We start from the raw sequence: 25,627 nt of genomic DNA on the forward strand, positions 1-25,627 counted from the left end.
CTGATCTTGGGATCGTTGCCTGGCTGTGCCGTTGCCCGATGTGCAGTGGGTCATTCGCAGGCTTCGTGAGGCGGGCGGCTCGGGGCGGTCGCGGATAGGTCTGCGTTCGGCTTCACACGAGGTCGCCGGCTTGCCAGCCCGGGGGGACCTTGGGTAGCCCGATCAGGGCGTCGATGTTCAGGTGTTCGGCGAGCAGGGCTTTGAGGTTGCGGCCGTCGATGAGGCGGAGGCGGCCGTTGCGGTGGGCGAAGTCGTAGCTGTCCTTGCCGAACCACGAGGTGGTGACGACGATGCCGTAGCCGGCGTCCTTGTCGTGCATGACGCCCGACATGGCGCGGACGGTGTTCACTGGGACCACGTTCTTGGAGCGTTTGGCCTGGATGGCGAAGATGGTGGATCCGGTCGGGTCGGTCAGTGTCGCGACGGCGTCCACGCCGTCGTCGCGGGAGCCCTGGGTGCGCCAGGTCTCGTAGCCCATGGCTTCGAAGAGTTCGCGGACCAGGCGTTCGAAGTCGTAGGGGTTCATCCGGAGCAGGTCGGGCCGGCTGTCGAGGGTGGCTACCACGGCCGTGTCGGTGATGATGCGGTAGCGGGACAGGTCCGCCTCGACGATGGGTGTGACCGGTTCCAGGTCGTGAGGGTGCTTGGAGACGGTGGCTCCGAGCCGGTGGAGGCACTGCTGCGGGTCGAGACGCGGTTCGTCCAGGACCAGTTCGGCGAAGTCCTTGCGCTGGGCGACGACGCTGACGACGCACGCCCGGACGGCCTGGCCGGTCGTCGGATCGGTGGCGTTGACGCGGCCGTTGAGGATGACGGTCTCCACGAATGCTGCCGGTGTGGCGGTGAACGCCTCGTCCAGCGCCCGGAGGGCCAGGCGGGCCACCAGCCGGGCGTAGGCGTCGTGGACTTCGGCTTGTTTGGCGGGTTGGGGGACGACCTCGGCCCGCTGGGCGACGTAGCGGTAGGAGGCCACCGCGGGGACGATCTCGTGGTTCGGAAGCTCGACGTCGACCAGGAGTTGCTGGGCCTCGGGGGTGTAGACCGCGCGGGATGCCGTTCGGCACCCAGGGGGCACGGGGGACCGCTGCAGCAGGTCTTCGACCATCTCTGCGACGCCCTGGGGACCCTCGTGGATGAACGCCTGCTCGACGTGGGGATGCCACAGTTCAAGGCCCTCGGGTCGTAGGAGCAGGACCGTCTCCAGTTCCTCGCGGCGCAGGTTGCACTCGGCGGTGCCCGCCTCGGCCAGGGCTTTGAGCCGGGCCGTCTCCGCTTGCCGGGCTTGCCGCTGGGCCTCCTTCTCGGCTTGGGCGTCCTCGCGCTTCCTTGCTTCCTCTGCTCGGCGGCGGGCCGCCTGGCGCTTGGCCAACTCGGCCTCCACGCGGGCGGCTTCCCTGGCGCGGGCGGCCTCCTCACGCTGGAGGTGCTTCTCGCCGGCGGCCAGGAGCCGGGCGTGTTCGACTGCGGGGTCCACCTTCCGTTTCCTGGGGCGGGGCTGAGCCGCCGGCGCGGAGGCCTGGCCGTTCGTCGGCTGCTGCGTCCCGCGCTGCGCCTCCGCGGCTCGTGCCTGCTGCTTCAGGCGGTACGCCTCGGCGAGGATTTCCGCCACAGTCTTTCGGCGTGCCACCCGGTCCACCCCCTGGTCCATGACAGCGCGAACCCGCGTGGGGTCCGTGCTGCCTGCGCGATATGACAGCAGCCCTACCCGGATGGGGCCGCCGGAAATCCGGGTGCGGTCGGAGCGGGTCGGAGCAAGCGGTGGGTGGCATTGTGCTGGCACCGTCGAGGAGATGGAGCGCTCATCCGGGTGGGAGGGGAGCGGGGTTGCCGTCGGGCGTCACTACCTCAAGGTTGCACAGGTCGAGTACGGCGTCCAGCGGCACGGTGATGTCAGAGGCTCGAAGGCTGCCGTGGATGTTGCGTGCCGTCTGCTCGCGGTGCAGCAACCGGACCCAGGGTTCCGCACCTTGCTCGTTGTCTGTCACAAGTCCACTTCTACAACAGCGTGGTTGACGATGGCAGGCTCGCTGCCGTAGGTAGATGGTCAGCGGCGAGACCTCGGAGGCTGCCCGTTACGGCCGTCTACTGGACGAGACGTAGATGACGAACGGGCGCCTCGGTCGCTGCCGCCTGCGAGGTGGTCCGGTCTGCTGACAGGTGCCTGCTGAGGGAGCGGCCGGCGTTCTCGATGGAGCTCTTGTCCGGGTGGAGGTAGCGCTGGGTGGTGGTGATGTGGCCGTGGCCGGCGATCTTCTGGAGGACGTGGATGGGGACGCCGGCGTCGGCGAGCCAAGTGAGGCCGGTGTGCCGGAGGTCGTGCCGGCGCAGGTACTCGTAGCCGAGGCTGACGACGACTTCGTCCCAGTGGGTGGCGTCGCGGAGGATGGCGGTGGTGATGCGTCCGCCGCGTGGTCCGGTGAACAGGCGGGCCATGGGGTCGTTTCCGACCACGTTCATGCGCCAGTTCACGAGGTCGCGGATCTCTTCGATGATGGGGACGGTGCGCCGCCGCTTTCCCTTGGTGCCCTTGTCGATGAGGCCGCCGGGGCTGGTGGTGGTCTGGCGGCACAGGTCCCATGTCCAGTCGAAGCGGTTGATGTCCTTGACGCGCACGCCCGAGACCTCGCCGATGCGGGCGGCGGTGCAGGCGGCGAAGCGGACGATGTCGCCCCAGCCGCGGTAGTGGTTGTGGGAGCGTTCGACGAGGGCGTTGGCGAGTTCGTCGAGGGCGTCCCAGTCGGCGAGGGCGAGGGAGCGGGGGTCGTCGAGTTCGTCCTCGGCTTTCTTGTAGAGGCGCTGCCAGCCGCTCATCCGTGAGGGGTTGACGTCGATGAGACCGTCGCGGACGGCCTGCTCCATGATGCGTACGAGCGGGGCGAGGCTGTTCTTGACGGAGGAGATGCTGAGTCCGTCGGCGATCCACGAGTGGAGGGCCCGGTCGGTGATGCCGTTGGTGATGCTGGTGATGGGTATGTGGCCGAGGACCGGGGTGACGCGCAGCTTCCAGCCGGCGGTGTAGGGGTCGAGGGTGGTGGTCTCCAGGCCGCGCATCGCCAGGTCCCAGTTCTCGTCGCCGTACTCGGCGAGGGTCATGGTGAGGGTCTTGGGGGTGATGCCTCGTGCCGCGGCCCGTTCCATGCGGGCGATCCAGGCCTCGGCTTCGGTCTCCGTGGGGACGGAGGAGGAAGCCGACTTGCGACCGCCGCCGTTGGGGTCCGTCCAGCGCACGCGGGCGCGGTAGCGGAACTGTGGGCGGCGGTCGGGGCGGTGTTCGATGTCGGTGGTGAGGTCGACACCCAAGGGGATGAGCTGGGTGGGGTCGGACATTCAGGCTGCCTCGGATGGGTCGGTGCGCTTGTGGGCGAGCCACACCTGGGTGTCGGGGATGCTGTACAGGTAGAGCCGGGGCGCGATCTGCACGAACGGCGGTCCCAGCGGGGGAGTGGCGGAGCGCCAGCGCCGCAGGGTCGAGGGGTCGACCTTCAGCAGTGCGGCGAGTTCCTCGGTCGAGTACCAGCCGCTGTGCAGGAGGTCGAACTCCGCTGCCGGATCAGCCTGGTGCGCGGGGTCGGCGGCGGCCGGGGTCGGAACCGAGAGCCGGCTTACGGCGGGAACGCGGGGTCGGGCGTACATGGTCTCCCTCTGGCGGGTGGTGGAGCCGCTTGGGCTCGGCCGGGCACGCCCACAGTCACCTGTCCGCCTGGACGGGCGGAACAGGGGTCGGCGTGCTGAACGGGACAGACCGTACGTACGTGAGGTTCTTCGAGGCGCGTCGAGACCCGGCGGGCACACCGGGTGGAAGGCGACCGGATGTCTGTGACCGCCGCGGACGGCCTACTGCCACCGGGAGTCTGCGCAGGTCACCCCGGGTTGAGGGGGTGCTTCTCGGTGCTGGCTGCGATGCATGCCGCAACTGGCGTTCTTGCCTGGTGGGTCGCGGCCAGGGCGCCGGGCGAAGGCCCGGGAGTACCCTGAAAGCGACGGCAGGCGAAGAGTCGCGGCTACGGTCCGTGACGAACGTAAGGAGTGCTGGCCAGTCGGCACCCTACGTCGAGTCGAGGCTAACTCAAGAGCTGCGGACTTTTAATCCGTAGGCCTGCGGATTCCTCTCTGGACATCACTTTCTTGGTCGTAGGCCCCTTGACCTGGGAAGGCGTGCGTCACGGAGTGGGGGACTGGCTTGGGTGGGGTCCCGTGATGGGTGGCGAGTGAGGCGCGCGTGGGGTGGTAAAGCACGCCGACGAAACGTCAATAACTCACTCTGAGCTACGGATTCTTCTGCTTGCGATGGCGGCGGGGCGGACCCCTGAGCGTCGCTTGCGCGTCTTGGGCTGACTACGGATGCCTCTGGAGATCATCCGAGCTGCGTCGATCACCACGCGGGCCGTCGCTTCTGCGCTGAGATGGGCCGTCTCGGGCAGGACCGACGTGTAGGTGTCGGCAGTGGTGACGATCGTCGAGTGACCCAACTGGGCCTGGATAACTTTGAGATCGGATCCGCCGGTCAAGGCAAGACTTGCCGCGCCGTGGCGCAGGTCGTGGAGGCGGACCGGCGGTAGGCCACTTCTGCGAACCATGCCCTGGAAGACGTGACCGACGTGGTCCGGGCGCAGCGGACTCCCGTAGACGTCGGTGAATACGTATCCGGATTCATTCCATTCAATTCCCGCTGCGAGTTTCTCCCTCCTCTGCTGATTACGGTGAGTGTTCAAGATGCGGACGGTGCTCCCGTCGAGGGCGATCGTCCGTTCGCCGGCACGAGTCTTGACCGGGCAGGCCTCAAGGCGGCCGTTCTCTCGCTGCTGTAGCTGCCTGGCGACCGTGAGCGTTCGGCCAGAGGCGTCGAAGTCCGACCAGCGGAGCCCTACGCCTTCCCCGCGACGCAGGCCACGCAGCGCATACAGGTGATACAGCGCGTACAAGCGGTGCCCGCTCGCGTAGGCGAGGAAGGCGGCGGTCTGGGCCGGCGTCCACACAGCGACGGGAGAGCGCTCGCCTGTTCGCTCCCACTCCGCCACTCGACCATCGGTCCACACCACCGGGTGAGGGCGCGGCGCCCTCGGCAGGTCGAGGTGTCGCGCCGGGTTGGTGGTCAGCATCCCGTTGCGTACGGCAACATTGAGGGCGGCACGCAAGGTCGCCTGGATCCGGCGTAGCGTGCCCGCGCTTATCGGCCGGCCCGCGCTCTGGTGCCGACGGACGATGGTGCTGAAGGCCTGCTGGACGCCCTCGTTGGTCAGCTCGCAGAGCAGTTCGTGGCCGAGCAGCGGAACGAGGTACTGCTCCAGGTGCTTACGGTAGCCGCGCGCGGTCGACGGCCGGAGGTGCGGCTCCACGGTGCTGTACCAGCGCAGCAGCCACTGGCCGGTGGTGAGGAGCTCGTCCTGGCGCACGCGGTCGCGGTCGCGCAGGCGCTGGAGAGCCTCGGTGGCGTCCTTGCGGGTGCGATACCCGCCCCGACGCAGGCGGGAGCGGTGATCGTCGACGGTCGCGGGCCGTGGCATCGCGAGATACCAGGAACCGTGGCCGCGGCGGTGGAGGTCAGGGCAGGTCCTTCCGAGCTGTCGACCAGTGCGGGAGTCCCGGCAACCGCACCGCTTGTAGATCGTTCCAGAGCCACGCATGGTGTCCTCCTTCCGGACTTGAGGGTGGACGCACAGCCAGTGTGGACCTGCGGCGTCGCAAGGCGGCCCCTGCCCGGGAGCCCCGGGATGGGCGGAGAGGACATCGCGGCCTTGTCCGGGGGAGGGAAGCCGGCCGGGACACGTGGCCCCGGGTGCCGAACGCCGGCCGTGGATCTCGGCAATGCTCCTACGACGAACCGTCCCCAGTGGTAGGACATAGGCGACCGGGGGACGCGTACTGGCGATGGGGGGACTGTGGGCTGGCGCGAGGAAACGGTGACGGCGCTCGACTCCTGGCTCGCCGCAGAAGGCGGCACCGGGCGCAAGCCCTACTGGCGGATACTGGGACGCGCTGTCGCAGCCGGCCCCGGCGAGTACGCCATCGACATCCGCGGCCTCACCATCAACGCCGACCAACTCCAGACCGACAGCCTCCGCCTCGCCGAACCGGATGAGAACACGGTCGAAGACGGCCACCCCGTCCTCGACGTCTCCCACGACGGCACCGCCCTGCGCATCCGCGTGCCCGACTTCGCAGACCCCGCCGACCCGTGCCTGTGGCTCCACCAGCAACCCGCGACGTTCCTCGTCAAATCCCTGCGCGACGGTATCGCCGGCATCACCGACGACGGCCTCGCCGGCCTGCTCGCCCGCGGAGAACCCGGCGGGCGACTCTCACCGCACGGCCTGCCGTCGGGCACCCTCCTGCCGGCCCAGGACCTCGCCTACCGCGCGTGCGTCGGCACCGGCCTGTGGCTCGTCTGGGGGCCACCCGGCACAGGCAAGACCTCGGTCCTCAAACGCGCCATCAGCGACCTCATCTCCGCCGGAAAGCGCGTGCTCCTGGTGTCGGCGACCAACATCGCCGTCGACAACGCCCTCCTCGGCGTCGTGAAGGAACAGCGCCACGCTCCCGGGCAACTCGTCCGCGTCGGCCCACCGCACCTGAAACAGATCGCCGACGACCCCCAGGTCTGCCTTCCCCTCATGGTGCGAGCAAAGCTCGCCGCCATCGGCGGGCAGCGCGAAGCCGTCGCCGCCGAACTCAGCGCCCAGCAACAACGAGCCCAGCGCCTCGCCGCGCTCACCCTCCGCCTCGCCGACTTCGACGCCGACCACTACACCCGCCAGCGTCAACGCCTCGACGATCCGACCCTCGCGGCGCAACACCTCACCGCCCAACTCGCCGCCTACTCCGACCAGCACCGCGACCTTCAGCCCCTCCTCACGCACGCCGAGGACCAGGCCGAGCAAGCCCGACAGAGCAGCGACAACGCCGCCGGCCACCGCGCCGCCTGGGCCGAGATCGACGCGCTGGAAGCCGAAACAGCCGACGTCGAAGAGGCCGCCACCAGTGCCGAGGCCCGTGCGCTCCTCGCACACCAGGAAGTAGCCGAGGCCCAGCAGGCCCTCGACGACCTCGAAGCCAAGAAGGGCCTGGCCAAACTCACCGCGCGCTCAGCCATCGCCGCCGCCGAGAAGCACCGCGACACCACCCTCGCACGCCACCAAGGCACCTTCGACAACGCCCGACAAGCCCGCGCCCTCGCCGACCGCCACCGCCTCCAGACCCACACCACCATCACCCGGCTCAGCCAGCAGATCCCGCTCACCCGCGACGACCTGGCCGCCATCGACACCGAACTGCACCAGGCCGACACCGCGCTCCGCCAGGCCCGCGACGCAGAGGAGGAAGCGGCCGCCCGCATCGTCCACCTCGACGAACAACTGCGCCTCACCCTCGCCGCGTCCGACGACGTCAAGCGGGCCGAACGCCGCGGCCACCCGGCCACCCACGGTGAAGCTCAGGCCCTCCGATCCCTCGTAGCCGCCGACAGCGCCCGCCAAGCCGCGCTGATCAAGCAGCACCGCGAACTCCACGAACAGTACGAACGCCTCGCCCGCGACGCACAGGGCCAGATCATCCGCGAAGCCCGCCTCGTCGCCACCACCCTCGCCAGATTCCGCACCAACCCGACAGTCTTCGAAGGCCCCTACGACGTCGTCCTCGTCGACGAGGTCGGCGCCGCCACCCTGCCCGAAGTCCTCCTCGCCGTCCGCAGTCGTTCGGGCCTGGCGTGAGGAGGTATGGCCCGCGACCCGAACGACGGCTCAGGAAGGGTACCGAGACCTTGTTCGCGGACCGTACTGGTATCCCCGCTCGGACCAGGTTTTCGGCCGTACCTGGGCCCCGTTCGGCCGGACACCGACTGTGTACCGCACTGGCAACCGCTTCTCGGTCAACGCGATGTCGGCGATCAGCCCCGCGGGAAGATGTGATTCACCGTCTACTGGGGATTGTTTGCCGCCGAGGTGTTCTGCGACTTCCTCGACCGCTCAATCGGCAGTTCGACCGCCCCATCCACTTGGTCGTCGACCGGCACTCCGTCCAGCGCAGCAAGAAGGTCTGAGCCTGGCTCGCCGGCCATCCGGGCCGGATCACCCGGCACCTGCTGTCCGCCTACGCGCCGGAAACCCGGACGAGCTGGTCAACGCCGACCTGAAGCGGACCCTACTGCCGGCCTCCCGAGCCCGCAACGCCGACCAGCTCGCCGACGAGGTCCGGCGCTTCTTTCGCCGCCGGCAGAAGCAGCCGCACATCGTCCGCGGCTACTTCCAAGGCCCTCATGTTCGGTACATCACCAAGGTGCCGGAAATTTGGCATTTCCCGTCAAGTAAGCGTGTCCACCCATCAGGGAGAAAGCCCGATCGCTCGACGTCTAAGGACGCGATGTGGCGCGGGTAGCTGGTCATGCACCTGCAGTGGCAAGGCAAGTCGTCTGAGCAAAGCCTGCCGAGTTCTTCGATTAGTCAAATTGACTTGCCACCGCTGTCCGACATCGACGCTCGACAACCTGGCTAGAACCTGGGGTCAGGGGTTTAGCGGATTGCTAGTGCGAGAGCCTGGACGAGTTGTTTGATCCAGTGCACTGCGTCGGCTGCCTCTTGCTGGGTAATACGGCGCCGGTCGCCGGTGACAGTATCGGTCACATCGGACTCGTGAGAGATTTTGTTTCGGCGCCATAGGACCTCGGCGTGCCGCTTGGAGACGTCGGCCTTGGCCATGCCCAGATGTTGGGCGACCATGTTCCACATGGCGCTGGCACTGGTGTTGGGAAGGATGAGCTGGAAGGCGCTGCCGATGTCTTCGTAGTTCTGGTAGGTGCGGCGGCCGAGTTCAGCGCTGAGTGCCTCCCGGAACACTGTGGCCATCGGTTCCTGGTTGTGCTGGATGCGTTCGATGTACTTCCAGGGCATGGGGAACTTCTGAAGCTGGGTGGGCCGATCAGCGGAGGTATCCATCACGATCGCCACAGCTCTCGCATAGACCTCAAGGTGGACCCAGTGGTCGAGGGCGGAAACAGCCTGAACCCAGGCGGCCCTGCACAGATCGCCCTTGAGCGTGTCGTTCATGTGGTGGGCTGCGTCCACCATGCCCTGGGCGTACGTGATGTTTTGGAGAAACTGGTTATATTGCGGAGTGCTTGGCGGCGCGGGAATGGTCACAGCGGGGCTCCTCAGACATGCGCTGGTGCAAGGTCAGTTGTCGGTCAGCTGCAAGCTAGGGGAGTTCCGCAGCCAGGTCCGCGAAGATTTGGCGAGCCTCGGCCAGGCTCTCTGCGATCTCGCCAGCGATCTCTTTGGCAGGCCGTAGCGGTTCGACCGGCGCCTGCGGGCCAGCAGCGAGATTGAAAAGCTGGAAGCGGCACGCCTGGAGATCGGCATAGGAGTGCGAGCCGAAGTATGTGCGTGGGCTTCGCTCGTGCCGGGGCAGGCCGGCGGCGTACGCGTCAACGAAGTCGTCGAGTTCTGTTTCAGTGAGGGCTTGGGTAGTGAGGCTTCGGGCGTCGTAGATCCACAGTCGGGACGTTGCTGCGGTGCCGGTCGGCGAGGGCGAGCACTTGGTGAAGAACAGCACATTGGCCTTGACGCCGCTCAGGGAGGTGCCATTGCGGAAGCTGCCTGCGGGCAAGCGGAGCATGGTGTGCAGGTCACAGGTCTGAAGGAGCGGGGGAAGGATCTTTTCAGCGGTGCTGCCAGTCAGCACACTGTCTGGCACGAAGACAGCGGCACGTGCGCCGACGGGCAAGCCGACAGCGATGTGCTGGAGGAAGTTTGCCGGGAACAGCGGTGTAGGCAGCAGGTCGTGACGGGAAGTCGGGCGCGGTGTGTTGCTGCGGAAAGGCGGATTGCAGAGGACTACGGTCGGGCTGGGGGTTCCTGCGGGCCGGTGGATCACGGCACCGCCAGCTGCGAGGGAGTCGCCGTGCTGGATCGGGGCGGGCGCGGAGAACGGGCGACGGGTGTTGAGGAGGATGTTCATTGTGGCCAACCGCACCATCTGGTGGTCGCGGTCCTTGCCCGCGTATGCGGTCTCCGGAAGATGGCCGGCTGTGCCTGCCATCTCGCGATACGCGGCGAGTAGGGTGCCACCCGTGCCCGGCGCCGGGTCGAGGACGGTGTCCTCTGAAGTGATCAGCTGGGTCTGCGCGATCGCTCGCAGCAGTGGGCGCGGAGTGATCACCTGGCCGGTCTCCCGCTTGGAGTCGACCTCTGCAGCGCAGAAGCCCGTGAGCAGGATTTCGTACGCCTCGCCGAGTGCTAGCAGGTTGCTGGACCAGTCGTAGGGATCGATCTCGTCAGTGATCAATGCTGCCAGGTGAGCAAGGTGCTGGGCATTCCAAATATGGGAGTCACGGAAGATGGCGACCGTGGTCGACAGCTCGGGGTGCTCGACGGACTGGTCCAGCTTCGCCAACTCGGCGAGGACCAGGGTGAGCTGCTGACGCAACTCCTCGCCCGTCTTGGTCGCCAGCTTGGGCCAGCTGTACCCGGCGGGCACGACGCCAGGCTGGGCGAAGCGTCCCTGTCGCTGAGAGCGCTCGTAGTCGAGCTTGAGGAACAGCAGGTAGGTTAGGTGCTCCATGAACAGGAGCTTGCTGACACCTGAGTACGTCAGCCGGGCAACGAAGAACTTACGGAACCGGTCGGCGATGCCCACCGGACTCCAGTCCACCACTTCGTCGTCGGACAGCTTAGCGGCGAAGTACGCGTTTGCGGCCATGCTCTTCCCCAAGGACCAGCTGCTCACGGCAGCGACGTGCGTATGACGGTTACAGGAAAACGCCGGCGGCCCGATGAGGGCAGACTGGCTGCCCTCATCGCGCCGCCGGTAGTGCGGGTCCGGCTTGGTGCTATGCGGCGTCGTCCCCCTCGTCGCCGGGGTTGGCGGTGCGGCGTGCGGCCTTGAGGGCCTCGGCCACGATGGTGAACTCCGCCAGCGCGTCGGTGAGGTCGTCCACGATCTCCTGAGCGATCACGTCCGGGGAGGCGATCGAAGAGCAACCGGCCTTGCTGTCCTGAAGCACGGTCAGGTCAAGGTTGACCTTGTCGCGCTTGATCAGCTCCTCGTAACTGTAAGGCTTGAAGTGGGCACTGGCGATGCGGTTTTGGTGATCGCCGTTGCCGGACTTGTACGCCTTGACGAAGTCGTCGAGGTGCTCGCGCTTGAGGGGGCGCTGCTTGAGCGTGAACCTTTGGTCGGTGCGGAAGTCGTACACCCACAGCTGCTTGGTGGCGGGGGACCCGTCATGTCGTGGGCCTGGCCTGTCGAAGAACAGGACGTTGGCCTTGACGCCGCCCGCGTAGAAGATGCCGGTGGGCAGGCGCAGCAGCGTGTGAACGTTGCAGGTGTCCAGCAGCTTGCGGCGGATCTCCGCGCCAGCCCCGCCCTCGAAGAGCACGTTGTCGGGCAGGACAACGGCGGCTCGGCCGTTCGTCTTGAGCAGGGTGTAGATGTGCTGGACGAAGTTCAGCTGCTTGTTGGTCGTTGTTGCCCAGAAATCGCTACGCGCGCCGTACGCCTCGCCGGTGACCGAGCCGACCCCGAACGGTGGATTGGCGAGAACGATGTCGTGGAAGACGATCGGAGACTTGGCCAGGGAGTCCTGAACGGTGATCAGAGGCTTGCCTTCGGAGCTGCCGATCCCGTGCAGCAGCATGTTCATGAGCGCCAGGCGGGCCGTCTCGCGGACCAGCTCGTAGCCGGTGATGGCACCGGTCTGGAGCCTGCGACCAGCGTCAGAGAACAGCTCGGACTCGTAGTGCTCGACAAGGTATGCGTACGCGGCGATGAGGAAGCCGCCAGTCCCACAGGCCGGATCGGTGATGCTCTCCCCGAGCTGGGGTTCGAGGCAGTCGACCATCGCGTCGATCAGCGGTCGAGGGGTGAAGTACTGTCCTGCGCCGGTTTTCCGGTCCTCGGCGCCGCGCTGAAGCAAGCCCTCGTAAGCGTCGCCCTTAAGGTCGATGTCCTCACGGTTCCAGGTGTACTTGCCGATCAGGTCCTTGATCAGACGTTCGAGGACAGCCGGTTCGTGGATCTTGTTCTGGGCCTTGAGGAACACCTCGCCGAGCATGGTCCCCGGGCGCTGGCCGAGCTCCCACAGGATGTGCTCGTACTGCTCGATCAGTGGCTCGGCGGAGCGAGTCATCAGACTCGGCCAGTCCTTGCCCTCCGGAACGATCCGCTCGACCCCAGTGCTGCGTCGCTGGAAGCGAGCGGGGCGGTTGGTCTTCTCGTCCGCCATCTTTAGGAAGAGCAGGTAGGTCAGCTGCTCGACGTAGTCAAGGGTGGACACGCCGCTATGACGCAGCAGCTCGCAGTACGACCAGAGCCGGTTGACGAGCGTGCTGGTGTACTCGGTCTGAGATTGAAGCGGGGCGGGGGTGGGGCTCACAGCGGGAATTCTCCCTGATCGGGCGCAGTGCTCTTGCGGGGGCGGAGGGTCCGCTTGGACTTGGCCGCAGCAGCAGCTGACTGGGCAGCGCCGATGCGAGCCAGCACGGTGGCGGCAGGCTCATCTGTAGGGTCCTGGGGGACCAACTGGCCGGCGAGCGCGGTTGCGAGAAGTGAGGACCGGAGCTCGACGGCCCGGACGAATCCGTCACGCGCAAGCTGCTCGCCCGCAGCGGCCGTAGCGAGACGTACTTCGATCTCCTTGACCAGGTTCTCTTGGATGTCTTTGGGCGGGAGCGGGACGGGGAGGAGCTTGATCTTTCTCAAACTGATGGAGGCCAGGTTCACCACCTGAGACCCGTTGCGATCACACCATGCCTTTCCGAAGCTATTGGCATGCCAGGCCAGCAGCTTCGGATGCAGTCGCTCGTTGCGGATTCGCGCGCGGAAGACGTGGTTCTGGTGGATGCAGTCTGCAATTTGCCCCTCCCAGATCCAGCCGCGGCCAAGCTTGTCCCGGTCGCCACCCTCGTTGAGCAGCACATCACCAGCTTGTAGTCGCAGTGCCTCCGCCTTCGCCGGTGGCACACGGATCGTGGTTACCGTGTCGAGCTTGAGCGCGCCTCGTTGGACGTTCGCCACTCGGAGATAGGGCACCTCGACAAAGCTGGGGTCACCTTGCTTCTTGCTGTCTTTGGTGACCCCGCCGACTACTTCAGAGATCTCGCCGAGTCGAACCCAACTCCAGTCCGACGGGAGGTCGGGAAGATCACCGTCAGAGACACCCGCATTGGCGAGTGGATGTGCGGTCAAGTCTGAAGCGGAAACGAAACCGCCCAGTGCTCCCTGGCCAGCAATCTGCTCCGCAAGCAGCAAGGACGTTGCCAGGGCTACCCGAGTGCTCGCCTCACCGGCATCGATTCGTGCAACGTACTCGTCGAGCTTCGCGACGATACGCGCCTGCTCGGCAGTCGGCGGCACTGGAAGCTTCATGTCCATCAGCCATGGAACCTCGAGTGAGGCCACCGTGGTTCCGCGCTTGCGGCAGTTCGCGAGGATGTAGTCCTCGCGGGCCCGCAGGGCCCACGCCAGCCAACGAGCGTCGATCCCATCAAATGGGCTGACCGCCTTCATATCCTGGTTGAGCGTTGTCGCGAATGGGACCAGGGCGATCGGCACTTTCCGCTCGAGAATGCCGGAGCGAACCACGAGGGCCACTGAATTCGCTGGCACCAGCTTTACCGGCGATGCGTCCAACGCGGAGGAGTGAATCAGGTCCTGCGTGCTGGCGATTGTGTCCGCGCCCATGTCCTTCGGCGACAGCCACGGAACGGTTCCGTCCTCCCAGAACTCAGGACGTCGCTTCGAGGGGGTCCCCCCGCCATACCAGACCCCGAGATCGCCGAGCCGAGCCCAAGCCCATCCCGTGGGCAGTTGGTCCCCGCCGTCGAGTGCAAGTTCAACAGTCCCCGCGCCCGTCACGCGCTCAGCTCCCTGTCCAGTTCGCCCAGAATTTCGTCAGCCCGCGCTTCACCGAAGGCAGCCAGCAGGCCGTCCACCCCGTTCCTTACGCTGAACGGCGGGTAGTCAAGGTCGTCAACGTCGAAGCGTACATGGGCGGCGGTGGCTGACGCGATGTGACGAAGCCACCACAGCTGGTTGTCATTGAAGCGGGCCCCGGCCTGCTCCTGTCGCTCCAACCACGCCGTGAACCGCTCCTCTACCAGGTGTGCGTACAGTCGCGCCGGCGGCGCTTCGGCCGGCGCGTTCGCCTCACTGTTCAGCTCGTGCCTGATCAGGGCGACAAGGTCGGTCACACCCGCTTGAACGCCGGGCTCCCGCACTGCGAGTCCCACCTGCTCGTATGCCTTCCAAAGCCGCTCCGGTGTCCAGGCGCGCGGTGGTCGGGCCAGGTCTCGGGCAATCGCCTGCAGATGCTCAAACGCGGCGCGAGGTGTCACGCCAGGCCGGTCGTACGCGGCACTGAATACCGCAATCTCGTCTTTGTGCTCCTTAAGGTACGTCCGCCAGCTGGCGAGGGTTGCCAGGGCGGTGTCCTCGTCCTCAGGCACCGCGCCAGCGTGCACAAGGCGGTCTTTGCTCGTCTCGTCGTACAGGATGTCCTTGGCCCGCCGGATATCGAGCAGCAGCTTTCTGAGCTTCTCATTGCCAGCCAGTGGCGCCAGAGCGGTTTCCACGCGCCGCCGCACCTCTGTGTCCCCCGCGGCACGACGTGCCTGCGCGTCCGCACCCGCGAGACCTGCGGCTTCCTCACCTGCTCGCCGCGCTGCCTCTTGGCCGTCGACTGAGACCGCGTCGACCAGCCCCCGGACGATATCCCGCAAGGGCTTGGCTGCGACCTTGGCGACATCGGCCTGCTCGACTTCAGTCAGCTGCTTTTCCAGGCGTGAAAGGCGCGCTGCCATTGTGGAGATTTCACTGTCATCCAATGTGAGAGTCGCGCTCTTTTGCAGAAGTCGCGCCAAGCTGATCTGGCTCTCGGTATGCCGCTCCAGCGGGCCGGCATCGATCTTGGGCTTCTTCGTGACGCCAACTGCATCCACGATCACAAACCGAGTCTTTGGGCCGACACCCGGGGTTACCCGCTCGAATTCGGTCAGCGGTAGAGTGCGAGCCCCCCGCCCCTTCATTTGCTCGAAATATGCCCAGCTCCGCACATCACGCAGAAATAGCAGGCACTCTAGCGGCTTGACGTCAGTACCTGTCGCGATCATGTCTACCGTGACGGCGATCCGCAGCTGCGGCTGATTTCGGAAGGCTGACAGGAGCTCCGCTGACCGCTTCGACTTGTGCGTGATCTTTGCGCAGAATTCGTTACCCTTCCCGAAGGTATCTCGGATTACTTCGACGATTTCCTCGGCATGGTTGTCGTTCTTTGCGAACACCAAGGTCTTCGGTACCATGATCTCGGATTGGACTAGCTGTCCGCTTTCGGAGCGCTTTCCCCGTTCGGGAAAGATTTCCGTGAACAGCTTGTCCCGGAAAGTACTGATAACCGTCCGCAGCTGATCCTTCGTTATCACGCGAGTGCCGACGTCTGTTGCGCTGTACTCATAGTCTTCGTCAATTTCTTCGTACCGCTGGCGCCGAGTGCGCCGATCCCTTACGGGGATTCGGCCCTGCGCAATTACGCCGCCCTTCCCCGTGATCTCCGTCTCGATCTCGTAGACGTTGAAGTCGACATTCACGCTGTCCGCAACGGCCTGCTCATAGGTGTACTCACTCACCAGATTGCCGTTGAAGTAGCCGAACGTCTGCGCCACCGGAGTCGCCGTCAACCCTACGATAGGCGCGTCGAAGTACTCCAGCACCGAACGCCATTTGCCGTAGATCGACCGATGGCACTCGTCTACGATCACGAGATCGAACGCCTCCGGAGGGATGTCCGCGTTGTATCCCACGCTAAGGTCACTTGGCGCGTCGTACGGATCGGCGATCGGATCGCCCTCCGCCGGCTCAGGCAGCTCACGCCCAGTTAGCGACATGTATAGCCGCTGCACCGTGGACACGACGACCTTCGATGAAGTGAATATTCCCTCTGCGCCCAGGCGCTGAACATTGTACAACTCTGTGAACTTCCGCCCACTTTCCGGTGTTACATAATTTTCGAACTCCGCTCGGGCCTGGATGCCGAGATTGTTTCGGTCAACCAGGAATAGTACTCGTTCTGCCCGGGCATGCTTCAGGATCCGATAGGAGAACGTCACTGCGGTGAACGTCTTCCCAGCGCCCGTAGCCATCTGGATCAGTGACCGGCTCTGCCCCAGCCCAGATCCCTGACCTCGACCATCAGCCAGTGAGCGCTCCACACCCCGCACGGCCTCCACCTGCGCTGGCCGCAGCCCTGCTACATCCAGCTCCGGCATCCGCAGCTGCAACCGAGCCCGATAGCTTGGCGCCTGGGGATCTTCCTCTGTCTGTCGCATCCACCGTGACAGAGTCCGCGGCTGGTGGAAGGAGAAGACACGGCGCGATCGCGAATCCGGGTCCAGCGTGTTGCGGAACCGAGTCTCGCCCCCGTCGCTGGCATAGCGGTAGGGCAGCTCCGCCCGCCAGGCCGCCAATCGTTGCCCTGCGGACAGCCCCTCTGCGTACCGGTCAGCCTGGCCCTCCGCTGCTGACAGATCGGATCCCTCCCGCTTGGCCTCGATCACCCCCACCAGCTTTCGGTCCACATACAGCAGGTAATCAGCTCGCCCGGAGGCCATCGTGACCTCCCGAACCGCCACCCCGCGCTCCTTGACGAACAGATTCAACTGCGCGTCGTGGTCCTGGACCGACCAGCCTGCGTCCCGCAGCATCCGGTCTAGCTGCTCACGCACCTGCACCTCAGTTAGCGGCTCCCGGGACGCGATCTCGGCATTGCTCAGCAGCCGCTCCCGTTCCGCCACCGAAGTCGCCATCGTCCCGGGCAGAGGCTGGGAGCGATTGTCGTCGAAGCGACTGCGGAGGCCGGCGAGTTCGCCTTGCATCGCCGTCACGATCTCCGTGAGGCGGTCCTGCTGAGCTCTTGCATCGGCGAGTTCGCGCTCCGCTGCATGACGGGCATCTTGCTCCGCGTCAGCGTGCGTGGCCTTATTCTCGAACGTGAGTCGCGATGCAGCGAGCGCGACTTTCGCGGCTTCGATCTCTGCATCCAACGCCGCCGGATTTGGCATGGAGATCCGCGGTTGGGGCGGCACGAACGGGCGCTGCTCACGCGAGCCAGTGAGCAGCCGATCGAACCATACTCCTAGCCGAAAGCAGGATTGCACAGCACGGAAAGCCGCCTGAGAGTCGGCCAAATTATTGTGCACGGCGTCATTGCCCAGGCCGCGAATTTCGTGGAAGGCCGTGCTGACAGTTCCGTGTAGATAGCCCTCGCGCTCTAGCGCCCGCAAACGATCTACCTGACGATCTCCCTCGATCCGTACCCGGCCGCGCCTTACCAAGTCAGTGGCCAGGACCTCCCCAAACTGGCGGACTTTGAAGAGCGAGACATTAGGGTCTTCGAAGACAAGCGACTCTGCACCTGCACCGTAGGCCACGAGCAGTGGTAGATGAGGCAGAAGGAAGCCGAAGTTCTGAGACCGCTGAGCCAGCTCTACCAGCTTTGGATCAGGTACTTCAGTCGCACTGCTTCCACTCATCGAACAGTCTCATCCTTCGTATCAGCCCGCCGTGTGATCAGTCTCCGAGCGTAGCGGGGGCCACCCATGGGTGCCCCGGATTTGCCTGACGCCGCTACCTCGACGCTACCCTGCGCGGCTACACCATTGCGGGATCAGGGAGTCGTCGACCTGTCCATCGCCTGGTTTCGTAGAGGCTTTCGTTGTGCGGTTAGGTCCTTCTGATGGTGGCTGACTCGTGCTTCGGCGATGATCCGTTCGAACTCCACCGGTGGTTGTCCGCCGGCTGCACTGTGCCTGCGGACCCCAACAGGAAGGCATCCGGTCGCTGATCAAGCGCGACATCGGCAACCTTGCTGCCGCCAACCTCGACCAGCTCACCCGAGTCGTCAAGCACAAGCTCAAGCAGATCCAGTACCGCCCGCACCTGGTCGACGGCTGTCTCACCGGCACCAAACTCACCTTGGACGGCTGGCCGACATTACCCAATCAAGTTCAGTGCCTGACCCGCAGGTGCTGATCGCCGGCCTCACGGCGGAACTTCAAGACCTGCTTACTCAGGTGAGCGAGCTGGCCGACGGCGTCGAACAGGCGCAGGGCGGTTGGTCATGCACCCGGGTGTACCGTCGCTGACCCCGCCCCCAATCCAAGTGGGTGAGCGCCTGGAGCCGCATGCAGACGATCCCAGGCGCTCAACCATCGCTTGCCGATACTCGAAGGGCACGCTATTCCAGCAGTCCTCGTTCTAGCGCCCGTCGACGGAGGTTGAACAGGCTCTCCCAACCGTGTTCGGTCTCTACCTGCCACAGCTTCCAGCCGTTGCAGGAGCCTCGATTGAGCACGATCTGACCGGCGGTGGAGAGGCTTTCGTACGAAGCGCCGTTCTCCAACCGGACTCGGCCGTCGCCGAGGAGGACGGCCTTGTAGGTGTTTCCCTTGTTCGTCGCCCTGAGCGTGCTGTCCGCCTTCAGGAGACCGCTGGCGATGAGCTGGGCCGGTGAGATGCCGTAGTGCGCGCGCCTGGAGGCAGGCCTGGCCTCCGCCACACCCTGGGGCACGCTCAACCCTAGGCCTGTCGGCTCCCAGATCAGTTCACACAAGCGCCGGTACAACTGCTGCCGCTCCCCGATCGCGGAGGGCGGAAAGGTGTCCGGGTACGGACGGACCTGCTTGGCCAAACCGTGAAGGTCGAAGAAGCGTTGCAGGCGCGGGTGTCTCGTGTACACCGCCGGATGCAGAGAGGCGGCCAGCACGTTCTGCCGCTGGTAGTACTCCACCTTGCGTTCGTAGACGTCGTCCCGGTAGCTGGCGTTGTCCGACTTGGGGAGGAGTAGCAGTGCGCCCAGTCTGTCGCGCTGCTGCCGGAACCGTTCCTCGCTGCCCACCTCCTTGTGCCGCTCGTAGTGGTTCTCCCAGATGTGCTCGATCTCGTGAGGGCTGGATCCAGCGAGGCCGAGATACTCGGCGGTGCGGTTGGGGTTCTGAGTGCCTTCCTCGGCGAAGGCCGTCATCCGGGCAAGCAGGTAGCGCACCTGCTTGCGGTTGTCACCGCGAAGTCCGAAGGTGTTCAGCCCCGAGAAGTCGTACCCCAGCTCCGCCACTTCGCGACCGAGCACGGCTGACAGCTCGTCGATCCCCGCCGCATCGCGGACCAGCGGCACCAGCCGCGTGATCTCCGGCATGAGCTCGACGTTCTGAATTGCCGCGCTATTCGCCATCCGGCGGGCCAGAACGAGGTCGAGGTAGTCCGCGACCAGCCGAGCTTTCTGCCTGAAGGTGTCATCGTCGTCGCCCGGGTTCATCACTGCGGTCAGCAGCAGGAACTGTGCAGTCAGACCGTTGTCGGCGTTGTACCGTACCGACTCCAGCCCGGGCACCAGCTCGGTGGACGCCCGTTGGATCAGGGCGTACCTCTTGGCACACGGGACCAGGATGTCCGTGATGAAAGCGCGGTACTGGTCCGGCCGGCGCAAGCCCAGAAGCTCGCTGTGCTCGCGTACCCACTCGTGGAACGCCCCGTCGATCTGCTCGACACCCGGAGTAGTGGGATCGACGTAGCGTGCCTGCAGCAGTGTCTTGACGAAGTCGCTCGGCGAAGCCCCGTCCTTCGCCAGGCAGGTGAGCATCGCTCGCCAGCTGGCATTCATGTCGGCGTGGTTCTGGCCCGCCCTGGAGAGCAGGAAGCTCTTGAGGAGATCGAGGGGGGTCAGGCGGGCTCCCCGATCGTTCATCGTCTCGAAGATCTCCCACCCGTGGTCCCGGTCGTGTGCCTGGATGTCTACTAGGCAGACGCGGGACAGCAACCAGTCGGTGAAGTAGGGCAACGGCTCGCCGCGCAGGATGTCGGGGAAGTCCTCGGCGAGATCGCAGCCGCGTTCCCACAGGTTCCTGACCGACGGTGATGTGCCGTTGGGCAGGCTGAACTCCTTACCCAACAAGAGGGCATCCATGCACACGGCACGTTCCGAGACATCCAGCGTGAACGAGCGCTTGCCGAATTGGCGGGACCAGATCAGCTTGTCGAGCTCCCGAGCGTCCTCTTCGAGGTCGTCATCTTCCAGCATTAGTTTGCGCAGGTGCGTGAGCAGAAGCAGCAACGAGGTGAAGCGCTGCTGTCCGTCCACCAGGTAGGTGATGTCGCCCTGGTAGGTGACGATGGGCCCCAGGAAGTAGGGCTCGTAGTAGCGAACCTTGGAACGCTCATGTCCTGACTTCCAATGTTCGAGAAAGCGTCTCGCCAGGTCATCCAAGAGCTCCTGCATGTTGCGGCGCGACCAGGTGTACTCCCGCTGGTAGTAATCAAGCCCGTACCGCACGCTGAACAGCTGGCTGACCGACGCACCTCGGCCGTCCACCAGTTTCGGGTCCCGCCCCTCGACCACGCGTCTTCCCCTTACCGTCACTGGCCCACTCAACTGAGCCCACTCGCACGGTACGTGACTCAGACGACACTGCGAGCACTATTCAGAAGCCGTTGTCATATCGATCTTGGTGGACGTGGGTTCGACTGTGCAGCTCGGTCGGGTGATCTTGCCGTGTGCCGGGCATGAAGACAGGGCCCCTGGTGCAGCTCTAGGTTGTCGAGACCGTGAGCACGCCAGGAGGCCCTCTTGTCGCGCTTGTACGCCCTCGCACTCGCAGGTTCCAACTCGGCTGTCCGGGAGTGTGATTGACTCGCTCACCGGTTCGAGAAAGCCGGGGACCGCTCGCAGAGGCATCCGAGGTACCCGTCGGACATGAGCGACGCGGAGTGGGCCGTCGTGTGGGACGCGATGCCCGTGCCCGCCTGGTTGGAAGGCCGCGGTAGGCAGCCTGAGGGCTATTGCCACCGCCGGCTGGTCGACGCGGTGCGCTACCTGGTCTCCACAGGCATCACCTGGAGGGCGATGCCTGTGGACTTCCCCGCCTGGGAGCGCGTCGACGCGTTCTTCCGGCGCTGGCGGGGCAAGTGCCTGGTCGGCGAGTTCCACGACCGGCTGCGGGACCGGGGCCGCGAGGCGGCTGGCCGCGATCCGGAACCGACCGCGGGCATCATCGACTCCCAGTCGGTGAAGGCGGCGGCGTCGGTGGCGGCCTCGAGCCGGGGGGTTCGATGGGGGGGAAGAAGGTGAATGGCCGCAAGCGTCACATCGTCGTGGACGCTCTCGGGCTGCTGCTGACGGTCCTGGTCACCGCGGCCTGCGTCACCGACCGCGAGGCAGGCCGCACTCTGCTGGCCCGACTGCCTCAGCAGCACTGGCGCATCACGCTGGTGTGGGCCGACGGCGGTTGCACCGGGTGCCTGCTCGACTTCGCCCGCAACGCCTGGCGGATCGCGCTGACCGTGGTCCGACGCAACGACGACGCCGCCGGATTCACCGTGCTGCCCAAGAGGTGGCTGGTGGAGCGGATGTTCGCGTGGCTGATGCGCTCACGCCGCCTGGCCCGCGACTACGAGGCCCGCACCGACACCTCCGAAACGATGATCCGGTGGTCGATGAGCATGCTCATGAGTCGCCGGCTCGCCCGACGAGAACACTGAACGTCCCCGGAGGATTCCCGATCAGCCAGCCCCGCGCGGCCAGGCGCTTGGCCTTCGACCTCACTCCCTCTACCTTCGCCGCGACCACCTCCAGCCGAGTGCCGCAGCGAGCCGGCGACAGTCTATCTGCTCCCCGCTTTGCGCCAGGACCTCCACGAGCCGCTGGTAGTCCGGCGCGAGAGAGTCGAGAGCGAGCCCTTCCCGCCAGGCGGGAACCACCGATCCGGGCACTTCCCTTGCGACCCGCGCAGGCCGTTCACTGGCCATCTCGGCCAGTGGCGCTTTCTCGCCTGCAGGAGGTTCTTCCAGGATCTCGGTCGCTGTCTGACGGGTAAACACGAGCCGTGTCTCACAAGGCTTCCGCCTGCCGCAGCTCGTCCTGCGTATCCTCCACCCGCTGCCGGACAGCACGCTCGCGTTCCTCCAGCAACCCCATCACGGATGGCATCCGGGACCTCCATCGAAGAGACGACACTCCGTCTCTGCCGCCGAGGCCCCGCCGCTACGCCTGAACAGCGAAAACATGCCCGCCACTATCGGAAAGACAACGGCTTCTCAGCTTGTCGTTCTACCTCTCGTGATCATCTTCTGGCACGTTCGGGTTCTCGCCCGCTGGTTCGTTATCGGTTGCTGACCAGGGCGAGTCCCACGTCGTAGGTGGGTGCGCGGTTGCTGTTGGGACGGCCGGGCGGGCGCCCAGGGCCGGGGTGGGATGGTCTCGCAACGCGGGTGGGGCAGGGAAGCTGCGTGCGGAGGTTGCGGAACCCGCGCCGGACCCGGGTCGAGGTGAGGCGCTCGGCGGGCTGGGGTCGCTCCCAGAGGCGGCGTAGGTCTGCGGAAGGGTTCTCGCGAGGGCGGATCAGGGTCCCTTCAACGATAGGGAGTTGGCCGTGGTGGTCGTCCCACGCCGAGCGTCGCCAGATCCGGGGGTGGAGGCGGTGCCAGGCGCGGACGCGGGCGGTGCCGTAACGGCGGGTGGTGTGCTCGGCCTCGCTGTGGGGATCGTGCTAGGTGGAGGCGTCGGACAGCGCGAACCGGGCGCCGTGGCGCGGTGGTTGGCCGCCCTTGGGGCCGACGCGGTAGCCGGTGGGTACGGGCTGGAAGAAGACCCGGTCCGAGCGCAGGCGGACCACGATCTGGACGGGCAGGTCTCGCAGGAGGTAGGCGAGCCGGGGGCCGTCGTAGCCGGCGTCGGCCACGATCAGCACCGGCGGATCACCGAGCTTCCAGTGCCCGGCGTTGAAGATGCTGGCGTCCAGCAGAGCCGTCCAGGAGGTCGAGCCGGATTCCAGCGCAGCGACGAAGGAGTACGGCCAGCCGGGCACCATCTCGTGGGTGTTCTCGCGTCGGCCGTAGGTGTGACAGAACGCGCGGGCGTCGCTGGTGCCGGCATCCGGGCGAAGCCATGGGGAGACGTCCACGGCGAGCACGATCCGCTCGCCCGGGCCGCGGGGCAGACTGCGGGCCGCGATCGCCGTGCGCAGCCGGTTCGCGTCGAAGACGCCCCGGTTCAGCGCCGCGTAGAGGGAGCCGTGCGAGCGCCGGTGCTCCGGGGCCAGTGAGAGTTCCACCAGGGTGCGAACCGGTCCGTCTGTGCACAGCAGTGCGTCGCCGACCTCGAACAGGGCGTCCGCGAGGCGGGGCATCGCCGCGTACAAGTCCAGCCGAAAGGAGGACAGTTCCGCGATCGCCTGCCAGCGATCGGCTTCCTGGACCACACTCAACACGACGGCCTCCGTATGCGTTGTGCGACTCGACATCACACAGCGTGAAACTGAGGCCGTCACCGTGTCAGTAAGATCCCCGTGTGGGTGACCACCTCGAACACCCCGAGACGATCACCGGAGGTAAAACGACAAGCTCAGCTCGAATCCGCTGCTCTGCCCGGACTCGGTGCCACCGGCCTGCGGGGCCGGGGGACCCAGATGGCCAGGGCGGTCTCGTTGTTCCCCAGGTCCCGCGCCACTTCCGCCAGCGTCCTGCCGGTCTCGGCCACCATCCGTACAGCCCCTCACGGAACGCCGCGTCGAACTTCCTCCTCTTCTCCGCCATGACTCCCAACTTCCCCTTCAGCCACGGCCTCTATGCTAGGAGGGGAAGGTCAGGGGGCGTGATCCCCTTGGAGGGTTGGAGGGTACGCGGCGTGCGGGGACGACCTGGGGACCACACGCTGCTGGGGGTCAAGGGGTCGCAGGTTCAAATCCTGTCGTCCCGACGTATGTGACCAGCGGGTCTGTCAGAAATGACAGGCCCGCTGTTCTCGTTCGGGTGAACGATGATGGCGACGTGATGGCAGCGCCCGTGGCCCTGGTGACGTTCTGCCAGCTACGCGGCGTCCGGAAGGTCTGACGCTTCGCCGTCTGGGGCGGCGGAAGGCGGCGAGGCGTCGTCGAGCGCCTGGCACAGGGCGGTGACGGCATCGCGGGCGGCGTGCGGGAGCAGACGGCCGTAGATATTGACCGTGGTAGACAGCGTCGAGTGCCGCAGCGTCTTCGACACCACGGCCAGCGGAACCTCAGAGCTGATCATGATGCTGGCGGCCGTGTGCCGCAGGTCGTGAACCCCGATCCGCGGGAGACCGATCTCCTCCGACCTGCGGCGCAGCGTGACCAGGAGCTGTTGCGGGCGCAGTGGCGCGCCGTCCGGGTGGCAGAACACGAGCCCTTCGAGCGGGGCGTCCTCCGGCAGGAGCGCCCGCGCGGCGGCGGTGCGCCGCTTCAGTGCGGCGGTGACCCGGGCAGACAGGCTGACCCAGTTGCGGCTCGCCTTGGTCTTGGGGTGGCCGAGGTGGAGGTGGTTGTTGTCGACGGCGGTGAGGTTCCACCGCACCAGCAGCATTTGCTCGGCCAGGTGCACCTCGGGCCAGTGCAGGCCCAGCAGTTCGCCTCGGCGAAGCCCGGTGCCCAGCAGCACCTCGAAGGCGTCGGCTAGCTGGTCGCCGTAGGCGTCGTGGTTGTGCCGCAGGAAAGCCGCAGCCTGTGATGGCGTCCAGCAGATCCGCTCGGGAGCGGCGGGGCGGGGCATGACGGCGTAGCGCGCCGGATTATCGGCCAGTCGCCGCGTGCGGACCGCGGTGTTCAGGGCGCTGGAGAGGGTGGCGCCGGCCCGGTAGACGCTGGTGCGTCCCCGGCCGCGGGCCAGTTCGGCTTCGTTCCAGGCGGTGATGTGCCGTTCGCGGAGGTCGGACAGTTTGAGTCGGCCGAAAGCCGGGATGAGGTCGTTGTGTACGTGGTCGCGGTAGCGGGCGTAGGTGGTGGGCTTGAGCACGTCCTCCTTGGTCCGTAGCCAACCGGCCAGATACCTGGCCACTGTCAGGTCGTCCTCGAGATCCAATCCGGTGCGTTCGCACTCAAGAGCGCGCTCCAACGCCTCGTGCGCGGCCCCGCGGGTACGGAAGCCGCTGCGGCATCGCTGCCGACGGCGCCCGTCGGTCGAGGGCACGTCGAAGGCGTAGGCCCAGGAGCCGTGGCGCGTTGAGCGGTTGAGGCTCGGGCACCGCGCACCGAATTGTTTTCCGCCGGTGTCGCGGCAGCCGCAGCGCCGGTAGATCCGGCCACGGTCAGGATGAGCGGTCATGTGGTTACCTCCAGCCAGGAGAGCCTGACCCCACGATGGCCGCCGGCGTTCGGAGACGGCAGCTGGCGGAGCATGGCGTTTGAGTTGCCATCACTCCGCCATCACCCGCCACCGGCGCGCTGCCGTGAACAGGGCGTGCCCCTTGGCAGTGAGGTCGCCAGATCGACTTGTGACGAGGTCGAACTCCCGGCAGTCACCTGCTAGTAGTGCTTTGTTAGGAGGCTTGTCGCATCGTGTGGTCGGTAGTTCTCTGTTGGTATGAGGGCTGGTGAACTTGCGTTGTGGCGGGGTCGGTTGGAGGAGTTCGCGGCGGAGGTGTTCGCGCCCTTGGCCCGCTGTGATCAGCGGGCCAAGGGCGGGTTGTACCTGCGGGGGCTGCTGCTGGAGGGCCGGCGCAAGTCGATGCAGCCGATGGCCGAACGCCTCGGGGTCGACCACCAGGCGTTGCAGCAGTTCATGACGTCCTCGACCTGGCCGGTCGAGGACGTACGGGCCCGCCTGGCGCGGCGGGCGGTGCGGGCGGTGCGGCCCGAGGTGT

General features: G+C 66.2%; 17 protein-coding genes and 1 pseudogene. 5 read left to right on the forward strand and 13 right to left on the reverse strand.

Annotated features, from left to right (window positions below; all coding sequences use genetic code 11):
- Positions 1-112 precede the first annotated feature (112 nt).
- From ACFWOG_RS15800 to ACFWOG_RS15820, 5 genes are all read right to left on the reverse strand, one after another.
- Positions 113-1,474 (reverse strand): restriction endonuclease, encoded by a 1,362-nt coding sequence (locus ACFWOG_RS15800; RefSeq protein ID WP_380358719.1) that lies wholly within the window; start codon positions 1,472-1,474, stop codon positions 113-115.
- Positions 1,475-1,799: 325 nt separating this feature from the next.
- Positions 1,800-1,985 carry a hypothetical protein gene (locus tag ACFWOG_RS15805; protein ID WP_380358721.1) on the reverse strand — a complete coding sequence of 62 codons (186 nt, stop codon included), beginning with the start codon at positions 1,983-1,985 and terminating at the stop codon, positions 1,800-1,802.
- 97 nt (positions 1,986-2,082) lie between these two features.
- Positions 2,083-3,327: a tyrosine-type recombinase/integrase gene (locus ACFWOG_RS15810; protein WP_380358723.1), complete on the reverse strand. Its 1,245-nt coding sequence runs from the start codon at positions 3,325-3,327 to the stop codon at positions 2,083-2,085.
- The gene (locus tag ACFWOG_RS15815) at positions 3,328-3,633 is read right to left on the reverse strand and encodes a helix-turn-helix domain-containing protein (RefSeq protein WP_380358726.1); all 306 of its coding nucleotides are present in this window, start codon (positions 3,631-3,633) and stop codon (positions 3,328-3,330) included.
- Between the two features lie 623 nt (positions 3,634-4,256).
- Positions 4,257-5,504, reverse strand: a complete 1,248-nt coding sequence (locus ACFWOG_RS15820) for a tyrosine-type recombinase/integrase (protein ID WP_380358728.1) — start codon at positions 5,502-5,504, stop codon at positions 4,257-4,259.
- A gap of 396 nt (positions 5,505-5,900) precedes the next feature.
- Between ACFWOG_RS15820 and ACFWOG_RS15825 the strand changes: the two genes are divergently transcribed.
- Positions 5,901-7,706, forward strand: coding sequence for an AAA domain-containing protein (locus ACFWOG_RS15825; RefSeq protein ID WP_380358731.1), 1,806 nt, complete (start codon positions 5,901-5,903; stop codon positions 7,704-7,706).
- A gap of 798 nt (positions 7,707-8,504) precedes the next feature.
- Here the strand turns inward: ACFWOG_RS15825 and ACFWOG_RS15830 are convergent.
- The 5 genes from ACFWOG_RS15830 to ACFWOG_RS15850 form a co-directional block, all read right to left on the reverse strand.
- Entirely contained in the window at positions 8,505-9,131 is a 627-nt protein-coding gene (locus ACFWOG_RS15830) for a hypothetical protein (protein WP_380358733.1), read from the reverse strand.
- 55 nt (positions 9,132-9,186) lie between these two features.
- Positions 9,187-10,689, reverse strand: a complete 1,503-nt coding sequence (locus ACFWOG_RS15835) for an N-6 DNA methylase (protein ID WP_380358736.1) — start codon at positions 10,687-10,689, stop codon at positions 9,187-9,189.
- A gap of 130 nt (positions 10,690-10,819) precedes the next feature.
- Complete coding sequence (locus tag ACFWOG_RS15840) at positions 10,820-12,364, reverse strand: N-6 DNA methylase (protein ID WP_380358739.1); 1,545 nt, start codon at positions 12,362-12,364, stop codon at positions 10,820-10,822.
- A complete protein-coding gene (locus ACFWOG_RS15845; protein ID WP_380358742.1) occupies positions 12,361-13,845 on the reverse strand; it encodes a restriction endonuclease subunit S in 1,485 nt (494 codons plus the stop codon). The genes ACFWOG_RS15840 and ACFWOG_RS15845 overlap by 4 nt, the downstream gene beginning before the upstream one ends.
- On the reverse strand, positions 13,842-17,513 hold the full coding sequence (locus ACFWOG_RS15850; RefSeq protein WP_380358744.1) for a DEAD/DEAH box helicase family protein: 3,672 nt from the start codon (positions 17,511-17,513) through the stop codon (positions 13,842-13,844). Before ACFWOG_RS15850 ends, ACFWOG_RS15845 begins: the two co-directional genes overlap by 4 nt.
- Positions 17,514-17,763: 250 nt before the next feature.
- Here ACFWOG_RS15850 and ACFWOG_RS15855 point away from each other — a divergent pair, with 250 nt between their 5' ends.
- Positions 17,764-18,012 (forward strand): hypothetical protein, encoded by a 249-nt coding sequence (locus ACFWOG_RS15855; RefSeq protein ID WP_380358746.1) that lies wholly within the window; start codon positions 17,764-17,766, stop codon positions 18,010-18,012.
- A gap of 205 nt (positions 18,013-18,217) precedes the next feature.
- On the opposite strand, the gene ACFWOG_RS15860 is transcribed toward ACFWOG_RS15855, so the two are convergent.
- Positions 18,218-20,374, reverse strand: coding sequence for a DUF262 domain-containing protein (locus tag ACFWOG_RS15860; RefSeq protein WP_380358749.1), 2,157 nt, complete (start codon positions 20,372-20,374; stop codon positions 18,218-18,220).
- A gap of 354 nt (positions 20,375-20,728) precedes the next feature.
- Between ACFWOG_RS15860 and ACFWOG_RS15865 the strand changes: the two genes are divergently transcribed.
- Both ACFWOG_RS15865 and ACFWOG_RS15870 read left to right on the forward strand, forming a co-directional pair.
- Positions 20,729-21,103, forward strand: a complete 375-nt coding sequence (locus ACFWOG_RS15865) for a transposase (RefSeq protein ID WP_380358752.1) — start codon at positions 20,729-20,731, stop codon at positions 21,101-21,103.
- Positions 21,100-21,513: a transposase gene (locus ACFWOG_RS15870; RefSeq protein WP_380358755.1), complete on the forward strand. Its 414-nt coding sequence runs from the start codon at positions 21,100-21,102 to the stop codon at positions 21,511-21,513. Before ACFWOG_RS15865 ends, ACFWOG_RS15870 begins: the two co-directional genes overlap by 4 nt.
- Before the next feature lie 620 nt (positions 21,514-22,133).
- Here ACFWOG_RS15870 and ACFWOG_RS15875 read toward each other — a convergent pair.
- Positions 22,134-23,273 (reverse strand): annotated as a pseudogene (locus ACFWOG_RS15875) (transposase).
- 565 nt (positions 23,274-23,838) lie between these two features.
- Positions 23,839-25,089: a tyrosine-type recombinase/integrase gene (locus ACFWOG_RS15880; RefSeq protein ID WP_380358758.1), complete on the reverse strand. Its 1,251-nt coding sequence runs from the start codon at positions 25,087-25,089 to the stop codon at positions 23,839-23,841.
- A gap of 327 nt (positions 25,090-25,416) precedes the next feature.
- Between ACFWOG_RS15880 and ACFWOG_RS15885 the strand changes: the two genes are divergently transcribed.
- On the forward strand, positions 25,417-25,627 hold a 211-nt coding region (locus ACFWOG_RS15885; RefSeq protein WP_380358761.1), incomplete at its 3' end, for a transposase.

The sequence above is a fragment of the Kitasatospora sp. NPDC058406 genome (genome assembly GCF_042722765.1).
GTDB lineage: Bacteria > Actinomycetota > Actinomycetes > Streptomycetales > Streptomycetaceae > Kitasatospora.

What these genes read in the sequence shown, in the direction of transcription:
- ACFWOG_RS15835 (WP_380358736.1), bottom strand. Translation starts at nt 10,689, where the DNA reads ATGGCCGCAAACGCGTACTTCGCCGCTAAGCTGTCCGACGACGAAGTG.
- ACFWOG_RS15880 (WP_380358758.1), bottom strand. Translation starts at nt 25,089, where the DNA reads ATGACCGCTCATCCTGACCGTGGCCGGATCTACCGGCGCTGCGGCTGC.
- ACFWOG_RS15820 (WP_380358728.1), bottom strand. Translation starts at nt 5,504, where the DNA reads ATGCCACGGCCCGCGACCGTCGACGATCACCGCTCCCGCCTGCGTCGG.
- ACFWOG_RS15815 (WP_380358726.1), bottom strand. Translation starts at nt 3,633, where the DNA reads ATGTACGCCCGACCCCGCGTTCCCGCCGTAAGCCGGCTCTCGGTTCCG.
- ACFWOG_RS15850 (WP_380358744.1), bottom strand. Translation starts at nt 17,513, where the DNA reads ATGAGTGGAAGCAGTGCGACTGAAGTACCTGATCCAAAGCTGGTAGAG.
- ACFWOG_RS15865 (WP_380358752.1), top strand. Translation starts at nt 20,729, where the DNA reads ATGAGCGACGCGGAGTGGGCCGTCGTGTGGGACGCGATGCCCGTGCCC.
- ACFWOG_RS15810 (WP_380358723.1), bottom strand. Translation starts at nt 3,327, where the DNA reads ATGTCCGACCCCACCCAGCTCATCCCCTTGGGTGTCGACCTCACCACC.